General features: G+C 33.3%; 15 protein-coding genes. 11 read left to right on the plus strand and 4 right to left on the minus strand.

The genetic code is table 11. The features are described from left to right. Positions 1-201: 201 nt before the first annotated feature. The gene (locus B2S90_RS07330) at positions 202-933 is read right to left on the minus strand and encodes an MIP/aquaporin family protein (protein WP_278780886.1); all 732 of its coding nucleotides are present in this window, start codon (positions 931-933) and stop codon (positions 202-204) included. Positions 934-1,102: 169 nt separating this feature from the next. On the opposite strand from B2S90_RS07330, the gene B2S90_RS07335 reads away from it, so the two are divergent. The 9 genes from B2S90_RS07335 (at position 1,103) to B2S90_RS07375 (ending at position 9,312) form a co-directional block, all read left to right on the plus strand. Further along, the gene (locus B2S90_RS07335; RefSeq protein ID WP_147556405.1) at positions 1,103-1,558 is read left to right on the plus strand and encodes a peroxiredoxin; all 456 of its coding nucleotides are present in this window, start codon (positions 1,103-1,105) and stop codon (positions 1,556-1,558) included. Beyond that, positions 1,555-2,289 (plus strand): peroxide stress protein YaaA, encoded by a 735-nt coding sequence (gene yaaA, locus B2S90_RS07340; protein WP_286696796.1) that lies wholly within the window; start codon positions 1,555-1,557, stop codon positions 2,287-2,289. Before B2S90_RS07335 ends, yaaA begins: the two co-directional genes overlap by 4 nt. After that, positions 2,282-3,295, plus strand: coding sequence for a CapA family protein (locus B2S90_RS07345; RefSeq protein WP_286696797.1), 1,014 nt, complete (start codon positions 2,282-2,284; stop codon positions 3,293-3,295). The genes yaaA and B2S90_RS07345 overlap by 8 nt, the downstream gene beginning before the upstream one ends. 18 nt (positions 3,296-3,313) lie before the next feature. Next, positions 3,314-4,186 carry a MurR/RpiR family transcriptional regulator gene (locus B2S90_RS07350; RefSeq protein ID WP_279067617.1) on the plus strand — a complete coding sequence of 291 codons (873 nt, stop codon included), beginning with the start codon at positions 3,314-3,316 and terminating at the stop codon, positions 4,184-4,186. 123 nt (positions 4,187-4,309) lie between these two features. Continuing rightward, on the plus strand, positions 4,310-5,719 hold the full coding sequence (locus B2S90_RS07355; RefSeq protein WP_278780884.1) for a glycoside hydrolase family 1 protein: 1,410 nt from the start codon (positions 4,310-4,312) through the stop codon (positions 5,717-5,719). A 1-nt stretch (position 5,720) separates the two neighbouring features. Continuing rightward, entirely contained in the window at positions 5,721-6,365 is a 645-nt protein-coding gene (locus tag B2S90_RS07360; protein ID WP_055289644.1) for an AAA family ATPase, read from the plus strand. 13 nt (positions 6,366-6,378) lie between these two features. Then, positions 6,379-6,933, plus strand: a complete 555-nt coding sequence (locus B2S90_RS07365; protein ID WP_055289642.1) for a chromate transporter — start codon at positions 6,379-6,381, stop codon at positions 6,931-6,933. Then, positions 6,930-7,490, plus strand: coding sequence for a chromate transporter (locus B2S90_RS07370; protein ID WP_278861304.1), 561 nt, complete (start codon positions 6,930-6,932; stop codon positions 7,488-7,490). The genes B2S90_RS07365 and B2S90_RS07370 overlap by 4 nt, the downstream gene beginning before the upstream one ends. 571 nt (positions 7,491-8,061) lie before the next feature. After that, positions 8,062-9,312, plus strand: a complete 1,251-nt coding sequence (locus B2S90_RS07375) for an RNA-guided endonuclease InsQ/TnpB family protein (RefSeq protein ID WP_055289638.1) — start codon at positions 8,062-8,064, stop codon at positions 9,310-9,312. A 332-nt stretch (positions 9,313-9,644) separates the two neighbouring features. Here the strand turns inward: B2S90_RS07375 and B2S90_RS07380 are convergent, their stop codons facing one another. Next, the gene (locus tag B2S90_RS07380; protein WP_055289636.1) at positions 9,645-10,598 is read right to left on the minus strand and encodes a GTP-binding protein; all 954 of its coding nucleotides are present in this window, start codon (positions 10,596-10,598) and stop codon (positions 9,645-9,647) included. Between the two features lie 176 nt (positions 10,599-10,774). Here B2S90_RS07380 and bsh point away from each other — a divergent pair, with 176 nt between their 5' ends. Next, the gene (bsh, locus tag B2S90_RS07385; protein ID WP_279147415.1) at positions 10,775-11,749 is read left to right on the plus strand and encodes a choloylglycine hydrolase; all 975 of its coding nucleotides are present in this window, start codon (positions 10,775-10,777) and stop codon (positions 11,747-11,749) included. 55 nt (positions 11,750-11,804) lie between these two features. Here bsh and B2S90_RS07390 read toward each other — a convergent pair whose 3' ends face one another. Continuing rightward, positions 11,805-13,724: an NAD(P)/FAD-dependent oxidoreductase gene (locus tag B2S90_RS07390; protein ID WP_278779836.1), complete on the minus strand. Its 1,920-nt coding sequence runs from the start codon at positions 13,722-13,724 to the stop codon at positions 11,805-11,807. A gap of 136 nt (positions 13,725-13,860) precedes the next feature. Between B2S90_RS07390 and B2S90_RS07395 the strand changes: the two genes are divergently transcribed. After that, positions 13,861-14,454, plus strand: coding sequence for a TetR/AcrR family transcriptional regulator (locus tag B2S90_RS07395; RefSeq protein ID WP_286696798.1), 594 nt, complete (start codon positions 13,861-13,863; stop codon positions 14,452-14,454). A 125-nt stretch (positions 14,455-14,579) separates the two neighbouring features. On the opposite strand, the gene B2S90_RS07400 is transcribed toward B2S90_RS07395, so the two are convergent. Further along, a complete protein-coding gene (locus tag B2S90_RS07400; RefSeq protein ID WP_286696799.1) occupies positions 14,580-15,950 on the minus strand; it encodes a sodium-dependent transporter in 1,371 nt (456 codons plus the stop codon). Positions 15,951-16,061 lie beyond the last annotated feature (111 nt).

The raw sequence follows: 16,061 nt of genomic DNA on the forward strand, positions 1-16,061 counted from the left end.
CGAATCCCTCAACCTGCGCCATTAATAAATATAACTCAGGATTCTTTCCTGAGTTTTTTTGTGCATATTTCAAAGACTATATTTTAGAGGTTCTTATTAGACAAGATAAGTATTTTAGTTATCAAACTATCGATGCTTATCCTTTTTAATTACTCCCCTATTCTTTGAGATAAAGAAAAAAAGCTATCAATTGATAGCTTCTTAGAAAATGTTGAAATATAATAGACAAGCACAGATACTTGCACAAATTGGAGCAAGTACTGGTACCCATGCATAATCCCACTGAGAAGTTCCCTTGTTCTTAATTGGTAAGATTGCATGTAAGATTCTTGGACCTAAGTCACGAGCTGGGTTTAAAGCTGGACCTGTAGGGCCACCAAATGAAGCAACTAATGCCATAACTAATAAACCAACACCAATGAAACCAGCACCCTGATTACCATGTTCAAAAATTGGTGAATGAGTAATAGATAATGCACAGAAGAATAAGATGAATGATCCGAAGAATTCGTTTAAGAAACCATTTAACTTATTTTTTGTTGCATCAGTAGTTGAGAATGTACCTAAGATTGCTTCAGGATTTTCTGTTGAGTCATAATGAGGCTTGAAGCAAAGATAAACAATGAACTGACCTACGATAGCACCAGCGAACTGTACTAAGATGTAAGGTAATACTTCAGCTAATGGTACATCACCTACAACAGCAAGACCAATAGTGAATGCTGGGTTGATATGGTTACCAGAAATTTTACCAATCATAAGAGCTGGAATCATAACGGCCATACCATAACCGATTGCAATGACGATCCATCCACTGTGGTTTCCCTTTGTTCCCTTTAATTCCACGTTTGCTACTGAGCCGTTACCAATCATAACCATGATTGCAGTTCCAAGGAACTCAGCAATTAGACGAGTAGTTAATGAAAATGTCATAATTGTCCCCCTATTTAATATTTAATTGTATTTAATGACATTTGGATTATAAAACCTGTATTTCAATGTGTCAACATGTTTATAAAATGTTAATGCTTACAATCGTTTTTTTGCGCATAGGTGGCACATTATTTCTATTTTTGGTATAATGCACAAAGGAGGGTTTGTTATGTTAGAGATTAATACAAAAGCACCTTCTTTTAATCTACCAGATGAAGAAGGCAATATGCATACTTTAGAAGAATATAGAGGACATCGCGTGATTCTCTATTTTTATCCTAGAGATAATACACCTGGATGTTCTAAACAGGCATGCGGGTTTAGAGATTTGTATCCTGAATTTTTAGAAAAGGATGCAGTGGTCATTGGAATCAGTAAAGATTCTGTAGCAAGCCACAAGAAGTTCAAAGAGAAATATGAACTACCTTTTACTTTGCTTTCTGATACAGAAAAGAAGACAATCATGGACTATGACGTATGGAAAGAGAAGAAGAATTATGGAAAGGTCAGCATGGGTGTTGTAAGAACAACATACTTAATCGATGAAGAAGGAATGATTATCAAAGCCAAGGAGCGTGTAAAGACAGCTGATAATCCAAAAGAGATGCTTGAGGCTTTATCATGAAGATTATCATGAGTCCTGCTAAGAAGATGAGAAGCGACGAGGATGCTTCTATTGCTCCTACTACACCTTGTTTTCTTAAAGAATCTCAAATATTAGAAGAGAAACTTAAGAGTATGTCCTATGAGGAATTAAGAAAGCTTTGGAAGACCAACGAAACATTAACACATCAATGTTTTGAAGAGTTACAGGAACGTCAGTTTAAACCTCTTACATGTGCAATTCATGCTTATGATGGGATTGCGTTTAAGTATCTTCATCCCTTTTCTATGAGCGATAGTGAAAGAGAGTATTTAAACAAGCATTTACGTATCTTATCAGGTCTGTATGGAGTTTTAACACCTACCGACGGAATTGTACCCTATCGTTTAGAAATGGGCGTAAAATCGTTTAATTTGTATCAATTCTGGGGTAGTAAAATATATAACTCTTTGGATGATCATGTCATCATTAATCTAGCCTCTAAAGAGTATTCAAAATGTATTACTGATTACTTAACGGAAGAAGACCAATGTATTGAGATACAATTTCTAAGAAATATCAAAGGAGTACTCAAGCAGCAGGCAACCTATGCGAAGATGGCTAGAGGCGCAATGATCTCTTATATGGCTAAAGAAAAGATAGAAAATATAGAGGACTTAAAGAATTTTAACGATTTAGATTTTGTATTTGATGAAAAGCTATCTAATGATCATTGTTTTGTATTTGTACAAGGGAGAAATGAAAATGAATAAGTTTTTAAAAGGTTTTGTATGTGCACTCCTTGTATTAAGTACTGGTTGTGCTCAAGAAGAGAAGAAAGAAACACCAAAGAAGACTAAGAAAAAGACAGAAGAAACAGCTCAGGTCACTCATACTGATATTACTATGTCTTTTGTAGGTGATATAACTTTAGGAAATTATGCAGGACAGCCATATGATGGATCTTTTGATCAGGAATATGTAAAACAAGGTAATAATCCTGATTATTTCTTAAAGAATGTAAAAAGTGTTTTTGAACAGGATGATTTAACTATTGCGAACTTAGAAGGTCCTTTGACTGATGAAGAGAGTCATGTGATTAAGTCATTCCCTTTTAAAGGTAAAAAGGAATATGCAAAGATTTTAACTAATAGTAGTGTTGAAGCTGTGACAGTCGCAAATAACCATTCTATGGACCGTTATCAGAAAGGGATGGATGATACTAAAGCAACTCTAGATGAGTATGGTGTAGGCTATTTTGGATATTCAAAGAGCTATATTAAGGAAGTAAAGGGAATCAAGTTTGGATTTCTTGGTTATGCATTTCCTAATGCTGTATCTGATGAGATGAAGAATGCGATTACTGAATTAAAGAAGAAGACTGATTTTGTGATTGTTTATTATCATTGGGGTATTGAAAGAAACTATAGTCCTACTCAGGGACAAAGAGATTTAGCACATGCAACTATTGATGCAGGGGCTAATATGGTTGTAGGTAGTCATCCTCATGTATTAGAAGGGATTGAAACATATAAGGATTCCCCTATTGTTTATAGTTTAAGTAACTTCTGTTTTGGTGGCAATAGAAATCCAAGTGATAAGGATTCTATGATCTACCAGCAAACATTCCATTTTACTAATAAGAAGATTACGAGTATGGAACATAAGATTATTCCATGTATGATTTCTTCTGTTAAGTATCGTAATAACTATCAGCCTATAATTGCGACAGGACAGGATGCAGAGCGTATACTAAAGAAAGTCAATACAATCCAGTAAATGAAAGGTGTTGATCAAATGATTGAAGATATCTTAAAAGAGAAAAAGAATATGACAAATGGAGAAGAGAGAATTGCGGATTATTTCTTAGATAAAAAGACTTTACTTCGTAAACAAAGCAGTCGTTCTATCGCATCTCAATTGTTTATCAACCCTTCTATGATTACTCGTTTTTGTCAGAAATTAGGATTTCATGGATATACTGATTTTCTTGAAGAATATTTAAAAGAAATTGAATATACAGAATCTCATTTCCAGGATCTTGATCCTAATCACCCTTTTGATGATCAAGATAAAAACACTGTAATCGCAAATAAGATTGGACAGCTATATCATGAAATTGTAGATGATACATTAAAGCTAATTGGTCATGATGATCTGCAGAATGCGATTAATTGTTTAAATAGAAGTGATATTATTTATGTATATTCTGCAGGCGTACAAGGTGACGTAGCCCAGACTTTTAAAGATAAGATGTTGAAGATTGGAAAGAATGTGGTTCTTGAAACAAAGATGAATGAACTCTATTATCGTGCTTCTTATTGTTCTCTTAATTGTTCATTTATTATTCTCTCTTACTCTGGAGAAATAGAAACAGAATTAAGAGGTGTTAAGAAGCTTAAAGAGAGACATATTCCTCTTCTCGCAATTACATCTTATGGAGATAATACATTGTCTCAATATGCAGATTATGTTTTGCATGTTTCTACAAGAGAAAAACTGAAAGATAATCTAGGTGATTTTGCGATGAATATATCTACGATGTTGATTCTAGATATATTATATGTGAGTATTTTTAATACTGATTATTTAAAGCATTTTGAAAGAAGAAGATCTAGTTCACAGGGATTTGATTTATTTAGAACATCCAAGAATCCTAACATTAAGTAAGCAACATTGTTGCTTGGATATTATTAGAAACACACATCTTTTCGCAACGCTATTGAAAGAAGCCGTTCATTAATTGAGCGACTTCTTTTTTTATTTATAATCTTAGTTGTAGAAAGAAAGGTGATGAAGATGTTTCCAAAAGATTTTCTCTGGGGTGGTGCAACGGCAGCTAACCAGATAGAAGGTGCTTATTTAGAGAATGGTAAAGGATTAAGTACCGCAGATGTGATGACTTTAGGGTCTCATGAAAAGAAAAGACGTATTACAAAAAGTGTTGAAGAGAATGAGTATTATCCTAGTCATAATGCGATTGATTTTTATCATCATTATAAAGAAGATATCGCATTATTTGCAGAAATGGGATTCAAGGTTTATCGTATGTCTATTAACTGGACACGTATTTTCCCTAACGGGGATGAATTAACACCCAATGAAGAAGGACTTAAATTCTATGATGCAATACTAGATGAATTAGAGAAGTATCATATTATACCTCTTGTAACTATTTCTCATTTTGAAACACCTTTAGGACTTCAAAAGTATGGTTCATGGGAAAATAGAGCTGTAGTGGATTGTTATGTGCGTTTTGCGCTAGTTTTACTAAAAAGATACAATAATAGAATAAAATATTGGCTTACGTTTAACGAAATCAATTGTATGTCTACTCAGCCTTGGGTTGCAGCTGGTATTAATAGTGATGATGAGAGAGTAAGAATGACTGCAGCATATCATCAATTTATTGCAAGCGCAAAAGTTGTAAAGATTGCTCATAAAATTAATCCTGATAATAAGGTAGGAATGATGTATTGTGGACATTTCTCTTATGCATATAGTGCTAATCCTGATGATGTGATTGGAACGATGAATTTTATGCATAGTATGATGTTCTATTGTGATGTACAGTGTCGTGGATATTATCCTCAATATAAATTAAAAGAACTAGAGAGACTACATATTACCTTACCTATTCAAGAAGGAGATTTAGAAATACTTAAAGAAGGTAAAGTAGATTTCTTATCACTTAGCTATTATTGTACTCATGTGACTGGTAAAAAGACGAAAGGTATTCTTAAAGGTATGAATGGTTTAGATACAGGTTATAAGAATACATTCTTACCTAAGAGTGATTGGGGGTGGACTATTGATCCCCAGGGGTTAAGATATGCATTAAATTATTTATATGATCGTTATCAGTTGCCTTTGATGATTGTAGAGAATGGTTTAGGAGCTATAGACCAGTTAGAAGATAATAAGGTTCATGATACATATCGTATTGAGTATTTAAAAGCGCATTTAAAGGAATTATCTAAAGCAATTGAATTAGATGGTATTCCAGTGATGGGTTATACAATGTGGGGGCCTATTGACTTAATTGCGGCATCTACTGGTGAAATGAAAAAGAGATATGGTTTTATTTATGTAGACGTAGATGATTCAGGAAATGGCTCTATGAAGAGATATAAAAAAGATTCTTTTTATTGGTATAAGAAGGTTATTGAAACAAATGGACAAATCTTAGAGGAGGATTACTAGTATGAAGAAATATATTTTAATGGATAGTGAATATTGTAGTATGGGTAGATGGATTTCTGTTATTGTAGGTAAAAAGTTAGGAATGAAATTATATGAAGGTAAGGATCTTGTAAAACTAGCTGATGAAGAGTGGTTAACTGAAGATTATTTAAAGGATTTTGATAATAGAATTGCGGATATGTCTTTAGAAGAAGTAAAGGCAAGTGATGAAATTAAAAAGGTTCATCAGGCTTTATCTAAAGCCATTCTAAAAGCTGTAGAGAATGGTCCATGTATTATTCATGAAAGAGCTGCAGGTGATGTACTTGAAGGACATGCAGATTGTTTAAAGGTACTTTTATATAATACTTCAATGGAACATCGCATCCCTCGTGCAATTGCGGATAAAACATATGATTTAGAAGGATTAGAACATGATGAATTAGTCAATTTTATTCATCGTGAAGATCATAAGCGTAAGGTTTATCATGATGCCATTTCTCATCATTTATGGGGTGAAAAACAAAGCTATGATATATGTTTAGATAGTGATTTATTATCTAGAGAGAAGTGTGCAGAAATATTAATCGAAGCGGCATCAGATTGTAAACTTGATTTAGAGGAATGTGCTCAAATTATTAAGAGTTATTTTGACTGGACAAGATAAGGGGTAAATAGAGATGATCAAAAAACTTTGGAAATTATTTTTTTCAATGGTCTATCTCAGTACTTTTACTTTCGGCGGTGGCTATGTCATTGTCACATTAATGCAGAAAAAGTTTGTAGATGAGTATCATTGGATCAATCGAGATGAAATGCTGGACTTAGTAGCCATTGCCCAATCAGCACCTGGTGCTATTGCCGTCAATGGAGCTATTGTAGTGGGATATAAGATTGCTGGTATTTTAGGTATTATAGTTAGCGTTATTGCGACTATTCTTCCTCCATTTATTATTATCTCTGTTGTATCTTTGTTTTATTCTATTTTTAAAGAGAATTTAATTGTTCATTATATACTTGATGGGATGCAGTCAGGTGTAGGTGCAGTGATTGGGGTTGTTGTTGTAGAAATGGCATTAGGTATCTTTAAGGAAAAGAAAAGAAGTTATTATTTGATTATGTTCGGTTCTTTTATTGCGAATTACTTCTTTAAGGTAAATGTTGTATTGATTATTTTGACATGTATTGTGATAGGTATTATTTATTCTTTATATGAAAGGAGACTCCAGCAATGATCTATATACAGTTATTTTTAAGTTTTCTGCAGATTGGCGCTTTTAGCTTTGGTGGTGGTTATGCTGCTATGCCTTTGATTCAAAGTCAGATTGTCAATTTACATCATTGGCTGGATTTTAAAGAATTTACAGATTTAATCACTATATCACAAATGACACCTGGTCCTATCGCAATTAATTCAGCTACATTTGTAGGAACTAAGATTGCTGGTATTCCTGGTGCTATTGCCGCGACTTTAGGATGCATTCTCCCTTCTTGTATACTAGTAACTAGTATTGCATATTTTTATCTTAAATATCGTCATCTGCGTTTCTTGCAGAATATTCTAAATCACTTGAGACCAGCCGTCGTTGCATTGATTGCAACCGCTGGTGTTACCATAATGATTTCTGCATTATTTGGTAGTGAAGCAACAATTATATTAAATAACTTCCGTATTCATCAATTGATTATATTTCTATTTTGTGTATTTATGCTCTGGTATAAGAAATCTAATCCAATATTTGTAATGATTCTTTCAGGGGTTATTAATGTTATTTATCAGATTATCATCTAAAAAAGAGTAACTAAATAGGCTTGGAGTTAACTTTATTTATTTCATAAATCATTTACCATGTTTTTAAGATCAATAAATCTATAGAAAGAAAAAAAAGGATAAGCATCGAAGTTTGACGACCGAGATGCTTATCCTAGCCAATAAGAACACTGCAATAATAAAACTTTCATCTAAAATCAAGCATATTACTGAAAATTAATATAAAAAGATTATTCAATATCTGAACTTCGATGAACTATCATGCCCTAAGTATAATTCCAGAGGTCTTGTGTATATAATAGTTAATTCTCTAAGGGAATATAAGGATCTGTTATAGACCCCATACCAATCATACAGGGTTTTCATCTAAGAGTTCTCAAGCATCCTCTATAGAGGTTCATCCCATTATTAGAGGATAAAATACCTTTGACCTTTTTATAGAAGATGAGCGTAAAACCCATTACCTTTAGGTGATGGGATATAAGCGACAAGAAATTATATATTTTACTGAAATGATGATATTACATTAGAATATGCGATATAATAGGTACATGGAGAACATCTCTCTAAATCTTTAGAAAGGAAAAATGCTATGTATCTTACAGTAAAGCAACAAGTAAAACATCTTTCAAAAGAAGATTACAAAAATATTAAGCATCTTTGCCATATAGCAAAGAATCTCACTAATCAAGCAATCTATAATGTAAGACAGTATTACTTTAACGAGGGCGAATACCTTAATTATGAAAAGAACTATGCTCTATTAAAGACATCTAACAGTTACAAGATGCTGAATTCAAATATGGCTCAACAGATACTTAAAGAGGTCGATGGCAGTTTCAAATCATTCTTTGGACTACTTAAGCTTGCTAAAAAAGGCAAGTATGCTTTTAAGGATTGTCGTTTGCCAAACTATCTTCCAAAAGATGGATATACTACGCTTGTCATAGGTTTTGTAAGACTTAATGGTAATAAACTGATTTTACCATATTCAAATGCTTACAAGAAAACACATAAATGTGTAGAGATTACCATCCCACCTATATTACTTGATAAGAAAGTTAAGGAAATCCGTATCATACCGAAAGCAAACGCTAGGTTCTTTGAAATTCAATATACTTACGAAGCTGAATGTATTCAAAGAAACTTAAATATCAATAATGCACTGGCAATTGACCTTGGTATTAATAATCTTGTAACAGCGGTATCAAGTAATGGCAAGACATTCATCATTGATGGTAAGCGACTTAAATCCATAAATCAGTGGTACAATAAGAAAAATGCACATTTACAGTCTGTAAAAGATAAACAAAATATTGGGAAAAGACCTACCAATAAACAAAAAGCCAATACTCGCAACAGGAATAATAAGATTAATGATTATATGAACAAGACTGCTCGCACAATCATAGATTATTGCATCAATAATGATATTGGAACACTTGTAGTTGGCTATAATGAAACTTTCCAGAAGAACAGTAATATTGGTCAAGCCAATAATCAGACATTTGTAAATATACCTTATGGACAACTTCGTTTTAAGCTAGAGTACCTTTGTGAGATTAATGGCATTGTCTTTGTAAAGCAGGAAGAAAGCTATACTTCAAAAGCATCATTTTGGGATAAGGATGATATTCCTATTTACAATAACGACAACCCGCAAAGCTATACATTTAGTGGAAAGCGAATACATAGAGGTATGTATCAATGTTTAAATGGTAAATGTCTTAATGCTGATGTAAATGGTGCATTAAATATTTTGCGTAAAAGTAATGTTGTGTCCCTTGTGGAGCTATACAGTAGAGGCGAGGTGGACACGCCTGTAAGAATAAGGATTGCCTAGCAATAGGTGGAAACTTAAATATCAAACTTCTTAAAAAGAGCCGTTAGGCTCTCTAAAGCCCATTACCTTTAGGTGATGGGTAGTTCACAATGCATATTACTCCTTTTCTAAGCAAATACGACAATTTGTATAAAGAAATCTTTTTAAAAAGTTCATATAATAATGTTGGAAAGAGATTTCCCACTCTTTTCTACCCTTCGAGGTCAGCGCCCATTCCCTTCTAAAAGCTGACCTTTTTTATTTATTCTTTATATAGAATTGGTTTAATCATTACCTTGTATCAATATATTCAGGTGATGAAGATATGTGATTCCCACCATATTCTACAAATATCACTTCATCAATGGCCAGCTATGCTGTTTTTTTATGTATTCTTCTATCTTTTCTTTATTTAATGATTCACCAATGACAATAATGATTTCCTGCCCTTTCGCAATTGTTTCAGTAGTAATCTGGTCTTTTGTTGCATTAAGTTCTATCCATTGATTATCTTCAGGAATAAAGCCTTTGATTCTAAATACCTTACCACATAGAGGATCATTAAAGATAGAATGAGTGGCTTTTGTTAGTTCTTCTTGAGTAATAGGCTGGTTCATAAAGAACATAGTAGAGAACGCTTCTTCTTTCTTAAAGAACATCTTAATAAAGCCTTCTAATTCATAACCAGAATGAAGAATAGAATCAAAGTCTTGATTATTGAGCGTTTCTAAATTAAGACAGTCTTCTTTATTAAATCTTCTTTTACATTTAATAAGAGCCATTGTGTTATTTAAGTGTGTGATTGTGTTATTGATTTCTTCTTCTGTGGCTTCACTAGAGCGACTGAGAATGATTTTACCAGCATCTGCAACCTGACAGCCTAGTAAGTAATCTGATTGCTTAGAGAGACTATTTTCGAGCTTAGAATTCACTAAAGCAATCACATTACCAATCTCATACCATTTATCTAATGGTTCTTCATGAAGTACATCAAAGAACTCATCGACATCATAAATACCTGATGGTTCTACTAATATTCTATCAAAACCTCTCATACCCATAGAAATGAGTTTTGTCTTAAAACGACGTCTATGACAGTCTAAATCTCCTCCACCAACAACCATTTCTAGTTCACATTGGTCACCTAATTCTTCTTCTAATACCATCATATCTACATTAATCGCACCAAAATCATTTTCTAAAATTGCGATATGCAGTCCTTGATTAATTAAATATTTCGCATACTTCTTAATAAATGTTGTTTTACCTGATCCTAAAAAACCTGTAATTAAATCGACTTGTACCATAAGTTCACCTCTTGATTTTATTATATGTTGATATAATGTTTTGTCAAACAGTTCACATTAGTGACATATAAGAGACATAGAATATTCTTTAGAAACTATATGTGAATTATGTCAAACTATGGACTTAACATACCTATATATTTATGTTAGAATTCAGTTGAAAGGGGGCAGTGAATATGTGTACTGCTGCATGTTTTAAAGATAAGGATTGTTATTTTGGAAGAAATCTTGATTACGAGTTTTCTTATGGTGAACAGATTGTTGTAACACCTAGAAATTTTGAGTATGGTTTTAGACATACAGATGAACCATCTTACAAATATGCCATCATTGGAATGGCTCATGTCAGCGATGGGTATCCATTATATTATGATGCAATGAATGAAAAAGGATTAGGTATGGCTGGACTTAACTTTGTAGGAAATGCTTATTTTAATCCTGTTGTAAAAGGAAAGACAAATGTTTGTTCCTTTGAATTTATTCCTTGGATCTTATGTCAGTGTGAAACTGTTGATGAAGCAATAAAGCTTATTAATGAAATGAATTTATGTGATACACCTTTTAGTGCATCATTCCCACCTGCTTCACTTCATTATATGATCAGTGATTCAAATAAAACTATTACTGTAGAAGTAATGAAGGATGGGATACATATTTATGATAATCCTGTAGGTGTACTGACTAATAACCCACCTTTTGATAAACAGATGTTTAATTTAAATAATTATATGTATCTTTCTACTAAACAGCCTGAGAATACATTCTCTCAAAATGTAAACTTATCTACTTATAGTAGAGGTATGGGTGCTTTAGGATTACCTGGTGATTTATCTTCAGCATCACGTTTTGTCCGTGTCGCATTTACTAATATGAATGTCACTAAAGGATTAAATGAAAAAGAGAATGTGAGTCAGTTCTTCCATATTCTTGGTTCAGTAGAACAGCAGAAAGGACTATGTGAAGTATCTGAAGGTAAGTATGAATATACTATTTATACATCTTGTTGTAATTTAAACAAAGGTATTTACTACTATTCAACTTATCATGGACATACTATTAAAGCGGTGGATATGCATAAGACAGATCTTGATAATAAAGATTTGACATGTTATCCAATGATTGATGAAGAAGTATTCTTCCAGCAGAACTAATAGAAAATTCATAAGTCAGAATATAAAATAGCACTCGATCTGAGTGCTATTTTCATTATTCCATAACTCTTATTGCATGATAACCTTCATGAATAGCTGTCATAATCTTTCTTGGAGATACAGCATCTCCCACAACGCAGACTTCTTCATACATATCTTCTAGAAGGTTTTCTAATTCATTGTTTGGTCTAAATCCTACTGCATTGATGATTGTATCACATGCAATAACATAAGTCTGACCATCCTTTTCATAAGTTACGCTATTATTTGAAATTGCAATGACTTTCGCATTTCCAACGGTTTCTACATTTCTATCTTTAACTAATCTTCTCAAATGCTGATCATTGTTTAAACAATGCTGTGCTGTATAAAGAATATCAGGCATCATTTCTAATAAGGTTACATGGTCTGCACGAGCAGCAATATCGCATGCTGATTCAGTACCTGCAAGACCACCACCGATTACAACAACATTCTTCCCTACTTCAGCTTTATGTGTTAAATAATCACTTGCTAGAATAGTATGTTCAATACCTTCAATAGGTGGAGTGACTGGTCTAGAACCTGCTGCAAGAATAACCTTGTCATAATCTTTTTGTTTAAGGTTATCTTTTGTTATTTCAGTGTTAAGGTGAATATTAACACCTAATTTATAACACTGTGTTTCTAAATACTTAATTAGATTTAATACATCATGTTTAAAATCAGGTCCTCCTGCGGGCCATAAAGTACCGCCTAAACGATTTTCCTTTTCATAAAGGTCTACTTCAAAGCCTCTTCTTCTTGCAGTGATTGCTGCTTCCATACCTGCTGGACCACCACCGATAACTAATACTTTTCTTACTGTACCATCAGCCTTAGGAAGTGCATATTCCTTTTCAGCATAGCATAGTGGATTGACTGCGCAATAGTAATGTTTACCAGAGAAACCAGCTAATAAGCACTCATTACAGCCTACACATGGTGTGATGTCTTCTGTATGTCCTGTCTTAACTTTCTTTACCCAATATGGATCGGCAAGCATCTGGTGACCTAAACCAATATAATCAAGAATCCCATCTTCTACTGCCTTTTTTGCAACAGCAGGATTCAATAATTTGCCATCACCAAGCACTGGAACATTAACTACTTCTTTAATTGCCTTTTGAACATCTAACTTGAATCCTTCTTTACTATAAACAGTAGTAATCGCTTGATACCACTCCTCATAGCAACCAGTATCTACATGTAAAGCATCAACACCTGCCTTTTCAAAAATCTTTGCCATTTCAATACCTTCATCAATTGTTCTAAAACCTTCAACACGATGAACTGGCGTAAACTTTACAAGAACTGGGAATCCCTGAGGAACATTCTTCTTAATTGCTTCTATGCATTCTAATGTAAAACGCATTCTATTTTCTAGACTTCCCCCATATTCATCAGTACGGTTATTCCACTGTACTGAATGGAACTGATCTAACAAATATCCTCCGTATGCATGTAATTCAACCGCATCTGCGCCTGCATTCACTGCAAGAGAGGCTGAATAACCTACTTTTTCTACTAAATAATGAATGTCATCCTTAGTAAATGGTTTACAGATTAAATCTGGGAACCAGAATGATCCAACACTACCTGCACTGTATGGTGGTGTAAAAGGATCTGTGAACTGTTGTCTACCTAATCCTGGAGATAACTGCACACATACCTTGGCTCCATAATGATGACATCTGTCTACTAACATATTTAATCTTTCGACATGATGGAAATCAGATAATTCAGTACAAGGACGTGGTTCATATTTAGTAGAAACAACGTTCGCACCAGTAATAATAAGTCCTGTACCACCTTTAGCACGTTCCATGAAATAATTAATTGCATCGATATTGTAAGCACCATCCGCTTCACCTGTTGTACCCATTGGAGACATAAAGATTCTGTTCTTTAGTTTCATTGTTCCAATAGACGTCTTATCAAACAAACTCGTTGTCATAACATATCCTCCTTATTTACTTCTGTTATGTTTATCTTTACCTAAGTAAAGTTTATACTTAAATAAATGATATGTCAACGCTTTCATAAAGACTTTTAATTAAATCTATGTTACTATAGTTAAGAAAGGTGATTATATGAAATCAGTAAACAAAGAAACAATTACAGAAGTCGCATTAGACCTCTTTCTCAAAAAAGGATTCAATAATGTAACTGTCAATCAAATATGCGAACATTGTGATATCACAAAACCTACATTCTACAAATATGTTAATTCTAAGGATGATTTGATTCTCAATCTCTATGATCAGACTATTTCAAATATTTTAGGTGATACATACCACCTTTTACAGGCAGATAGTCATTTCGAACAACTATTAATGATTTTCAATGCATTAATTCAAGAAACAAAGAGATTTGGAAGTGATTTATTCTCTCATATGCTTATCGCAAATTTAAACGAAAATAAGCATAGTTTTGATATGAGAAATTCCTTAACAGACCTTTGTGTGATGATTATAAAGAAGTCTCAGGAAAAGAATGAAATTAAAAACCATACAGATCCACACATCCTATATGAGACTCTTGCTCATTTGTTTACAGGATATGAAACTGTATGGTGTATTGAAGATGGAAAGACACAATGGAATAAATCATTCTATCAGAGCTTAATCGCATTATTACAAGTAGAAGATCAATTTGTAGATATCTATAAGAAGTATATAGACTAGGAAGGATTTTATCCTTCTTTTTTATCTTATCTTGAAGATTATAACTATTGTCACGATAAAAGTAATGATCAAGTTCGTTGCTGCATAAAAGCACTATCTAACAAAAAAACAGGCCGAAGCCTGTTTTACATCTTGATGATTCCAAATGCATTTGCAACTGAACTTAACAAGATAATAGCTGCAAAGATTGGACAAACATATTTAATCATGAAATTGAAGATCTTTTCACGTTTGAATGGATTGTTGTGAGACTTGATTTCTTCCGCAATCTTGTCTACACCAATCACTCTAGATACAAGTAAACAGATGCATATTGCAGAGATTGGCATCATGACTGAGTTCGTTAAGAAATCAAAGAAGTCTAAGAACTGCATACCAATGATCTGGATAGAGGCTAGTGGTCCATAACCAAGTGATGACAATGAACCTAATGCAAGCATGATAATTCCAAGAACACATACAGATTTATGTCTACTCCATCCAAGTTCATCCTGGAAAGTAGATACTGCACATTCAGTTAGGGCAATTGAACTAGTAAGTGCTGCAAATAATACTAATACGAAGAATAGAATACCAATAAGTGTACCAAGTCCCATACTATCAAATACTTTAGGAATAGTAATGAACATCAATGATGGTCCTGCATTAAGGTTATCCATATTCCCATTAGAGAAGGCAAATACTGCTGGGATAATCATTAATCCAGCCATAATCGCAATAGCTGTATCAAATACTTCTACGTTTTCTGTAGAGTTTTCAATAGACACTTCTTTTTCTGTATAAGAACCAAAAGTGATTAAGATACCCATGGCGATAGATAATGAATAGAACATCTGTCCCATTGCAGTCACAACTGTCATCCATGAGAAATTCTTAAAGTTAGGTACAAGGAAGTATTTAACACCTTCTAGTGCACCTGGGCGAGTCACTGAATAAACAGTAATGACACATGATAACACAACTAAGATAGGCATCATGATCTTAGAGACACGTTCAATACCATTTTTAACACCTGCAAATACAATAAATAAAGTCAGTAAAGCAAAGGCAATAAAACATAATTCTGTTGAAACACCATTAGAGATAAATGTAGAGAAGTAGTCACTAGATGCTAAAGCATGACCATTACCCAAAACATATTCTATAAGGTATTTAATGACCCATCCACCAATAACAGAGTAGTAAGGTACGATTAATATAGGGATAATCGCATTGATCCATCCACCAAACTTATGCCCTATAGAGTTTCCAAATTTTCTAAAAGCCCCTACAGGACTCTTTCTAGTCATTCTTCCAATTGTGGTTTCTGCAATAATCATTGTATAACCAAATGTGAGTGCAAGAATGATATAAATTAATAAGAAGATTCCTCCCCCATATTTTGCTGCAAGATATGGGAAACGCCAAATATTTCCTAAACCTACTGAAGCTCCTGCGGCAGAGAGGACTAATCCTAGTTTTCCTGAGAAAGTACTTCTCTTTTCATTGTTTTTCATAAAATCCCTCTTCCTTTTGTCTTTTTTTTAGAACAATCAACATTATATCACAAAAAAGAGATAAAGGAATAGAAAAATTCAGAAGGTAAAAAAACAGAATCTCATTACTGA

It is taken from the genome of Catenibacterium sp. UBA627, from assembly GCF_002299355.1.
Taxonomy (GTDB): domain Bacteria; phylum Bacillota_I; class Bacilli_A; order Erysipelotrichales; family Coprobacillaceae; genus Catenibacterium; species Catenibacterium mitsuoka.

Excerpts from the sequence above, each read along its gene's own strand:
- B2S90_RS07330 (WP_278780886.1), bottom strand. The coding sequence starts at position 933 with ATGACATTTTCATTAACTACTCGTCTAATTGCTGAGTTCCTTGGAACT.
- B2S90_RS07335 (WP_147556405.1), top strand. The coding sequence starts at position 1,103 with ATGTTAGAGATTAATACAAAAGCACCTTCTTTTAATCTACCAGATGAA.
- yaaA (WP_286696796.1), top strand. The coding sequence starts at position 1,555 with ATGAAGATTATCATGAGTCCTGCTAAGAAGATGAGAAGCGACGAGGAT.
- B2S90_RS07345 (WP_286696797.1), top strand. The coding sequence starts at position 2,282 with ATGAATAAGTTTTTAAAAGGTTTTGTATGTGCACTCCTTGTATTAAGT.
- B2S90_RS07350 (WP_279067617.1), top strand. The coding sequence starts at position 3,314 with ATGATTGAAGATATCTTAAAAGAGAAAAAGAATATGACAAATGGAGAA.
- B2S90_RS07355 (WP_278780884.1), top strand. The coding sequence starts at position 4,310 with ATGAAGATGTTTCCAAAAGATTTTCTCTGGGGTGGTGCAACGGCAGCT.
- B2S90_RS07360 (WP_055289644.1), top strand. The coding sequence starts at position 5,721 with ATGAAGAAATATATTTTAATGGATAGTGAATATTGTAGTATGGGTAGA.
- B2S90_RS07365 (WP_055289642.1), top strand. The coding sequence starts at position 6,379 with ATGATCAAAAAACTTTGGAAATTATTTTTTTCAATGGTCTATCTCAGT.
- B2S90_RS07370 (WP_278861304.1), top strand. The coding sequence starts at position 6,930 with ATGATCTATATACAGTTATTTTTAAGTTTTCTGCAGATTGGCGCTTTT.
- B2S90_RS07375 (WP_055289638.1), top strand. The coding sequence starts at position 8,062 with ATGTATCTTACAGTAAAGCAACAAGTAAAACATCTTTCAAAAGAAGAT.
- B2S90_RS07380 (WP_055289636.1), bottom strand. The coding sequence starts at position 10,598 with ATGGTACAAGTCGATTTAATTACAGGTTTTTTAGGATCAGGTAAAACA.
- bsh (WP_279147415.1), top strand. The coding sequence starts at position 10,775 with ATGTGTACTGCTGCATGTTTTAAAGATAAGGATTGTTATTTTGGAAGA.
- B2S90_RS07390 (WP_278779836.1), bottom strand. The coding sequence starts at position 13,724 with ATGACAACGAGTTTGTTTGATAAGACGTCTATTGGAACAATGAAACTA.
- B2S90_RS07395 (WP_286696798.1), top strand. The coding sequence starts at position 13,861 with ATGAAATCAGTAAACAAAGAAACAATTACAGAAGTCGCATTAGACCTC.
- B2S90_RS07400 (WP_286696799.1), bottom strand. The coding sequence starts at position 15,950 with ATGAAAAACAATGAAAAGAGAAGTACTTTCTCAGGAAAACTAGGATTA.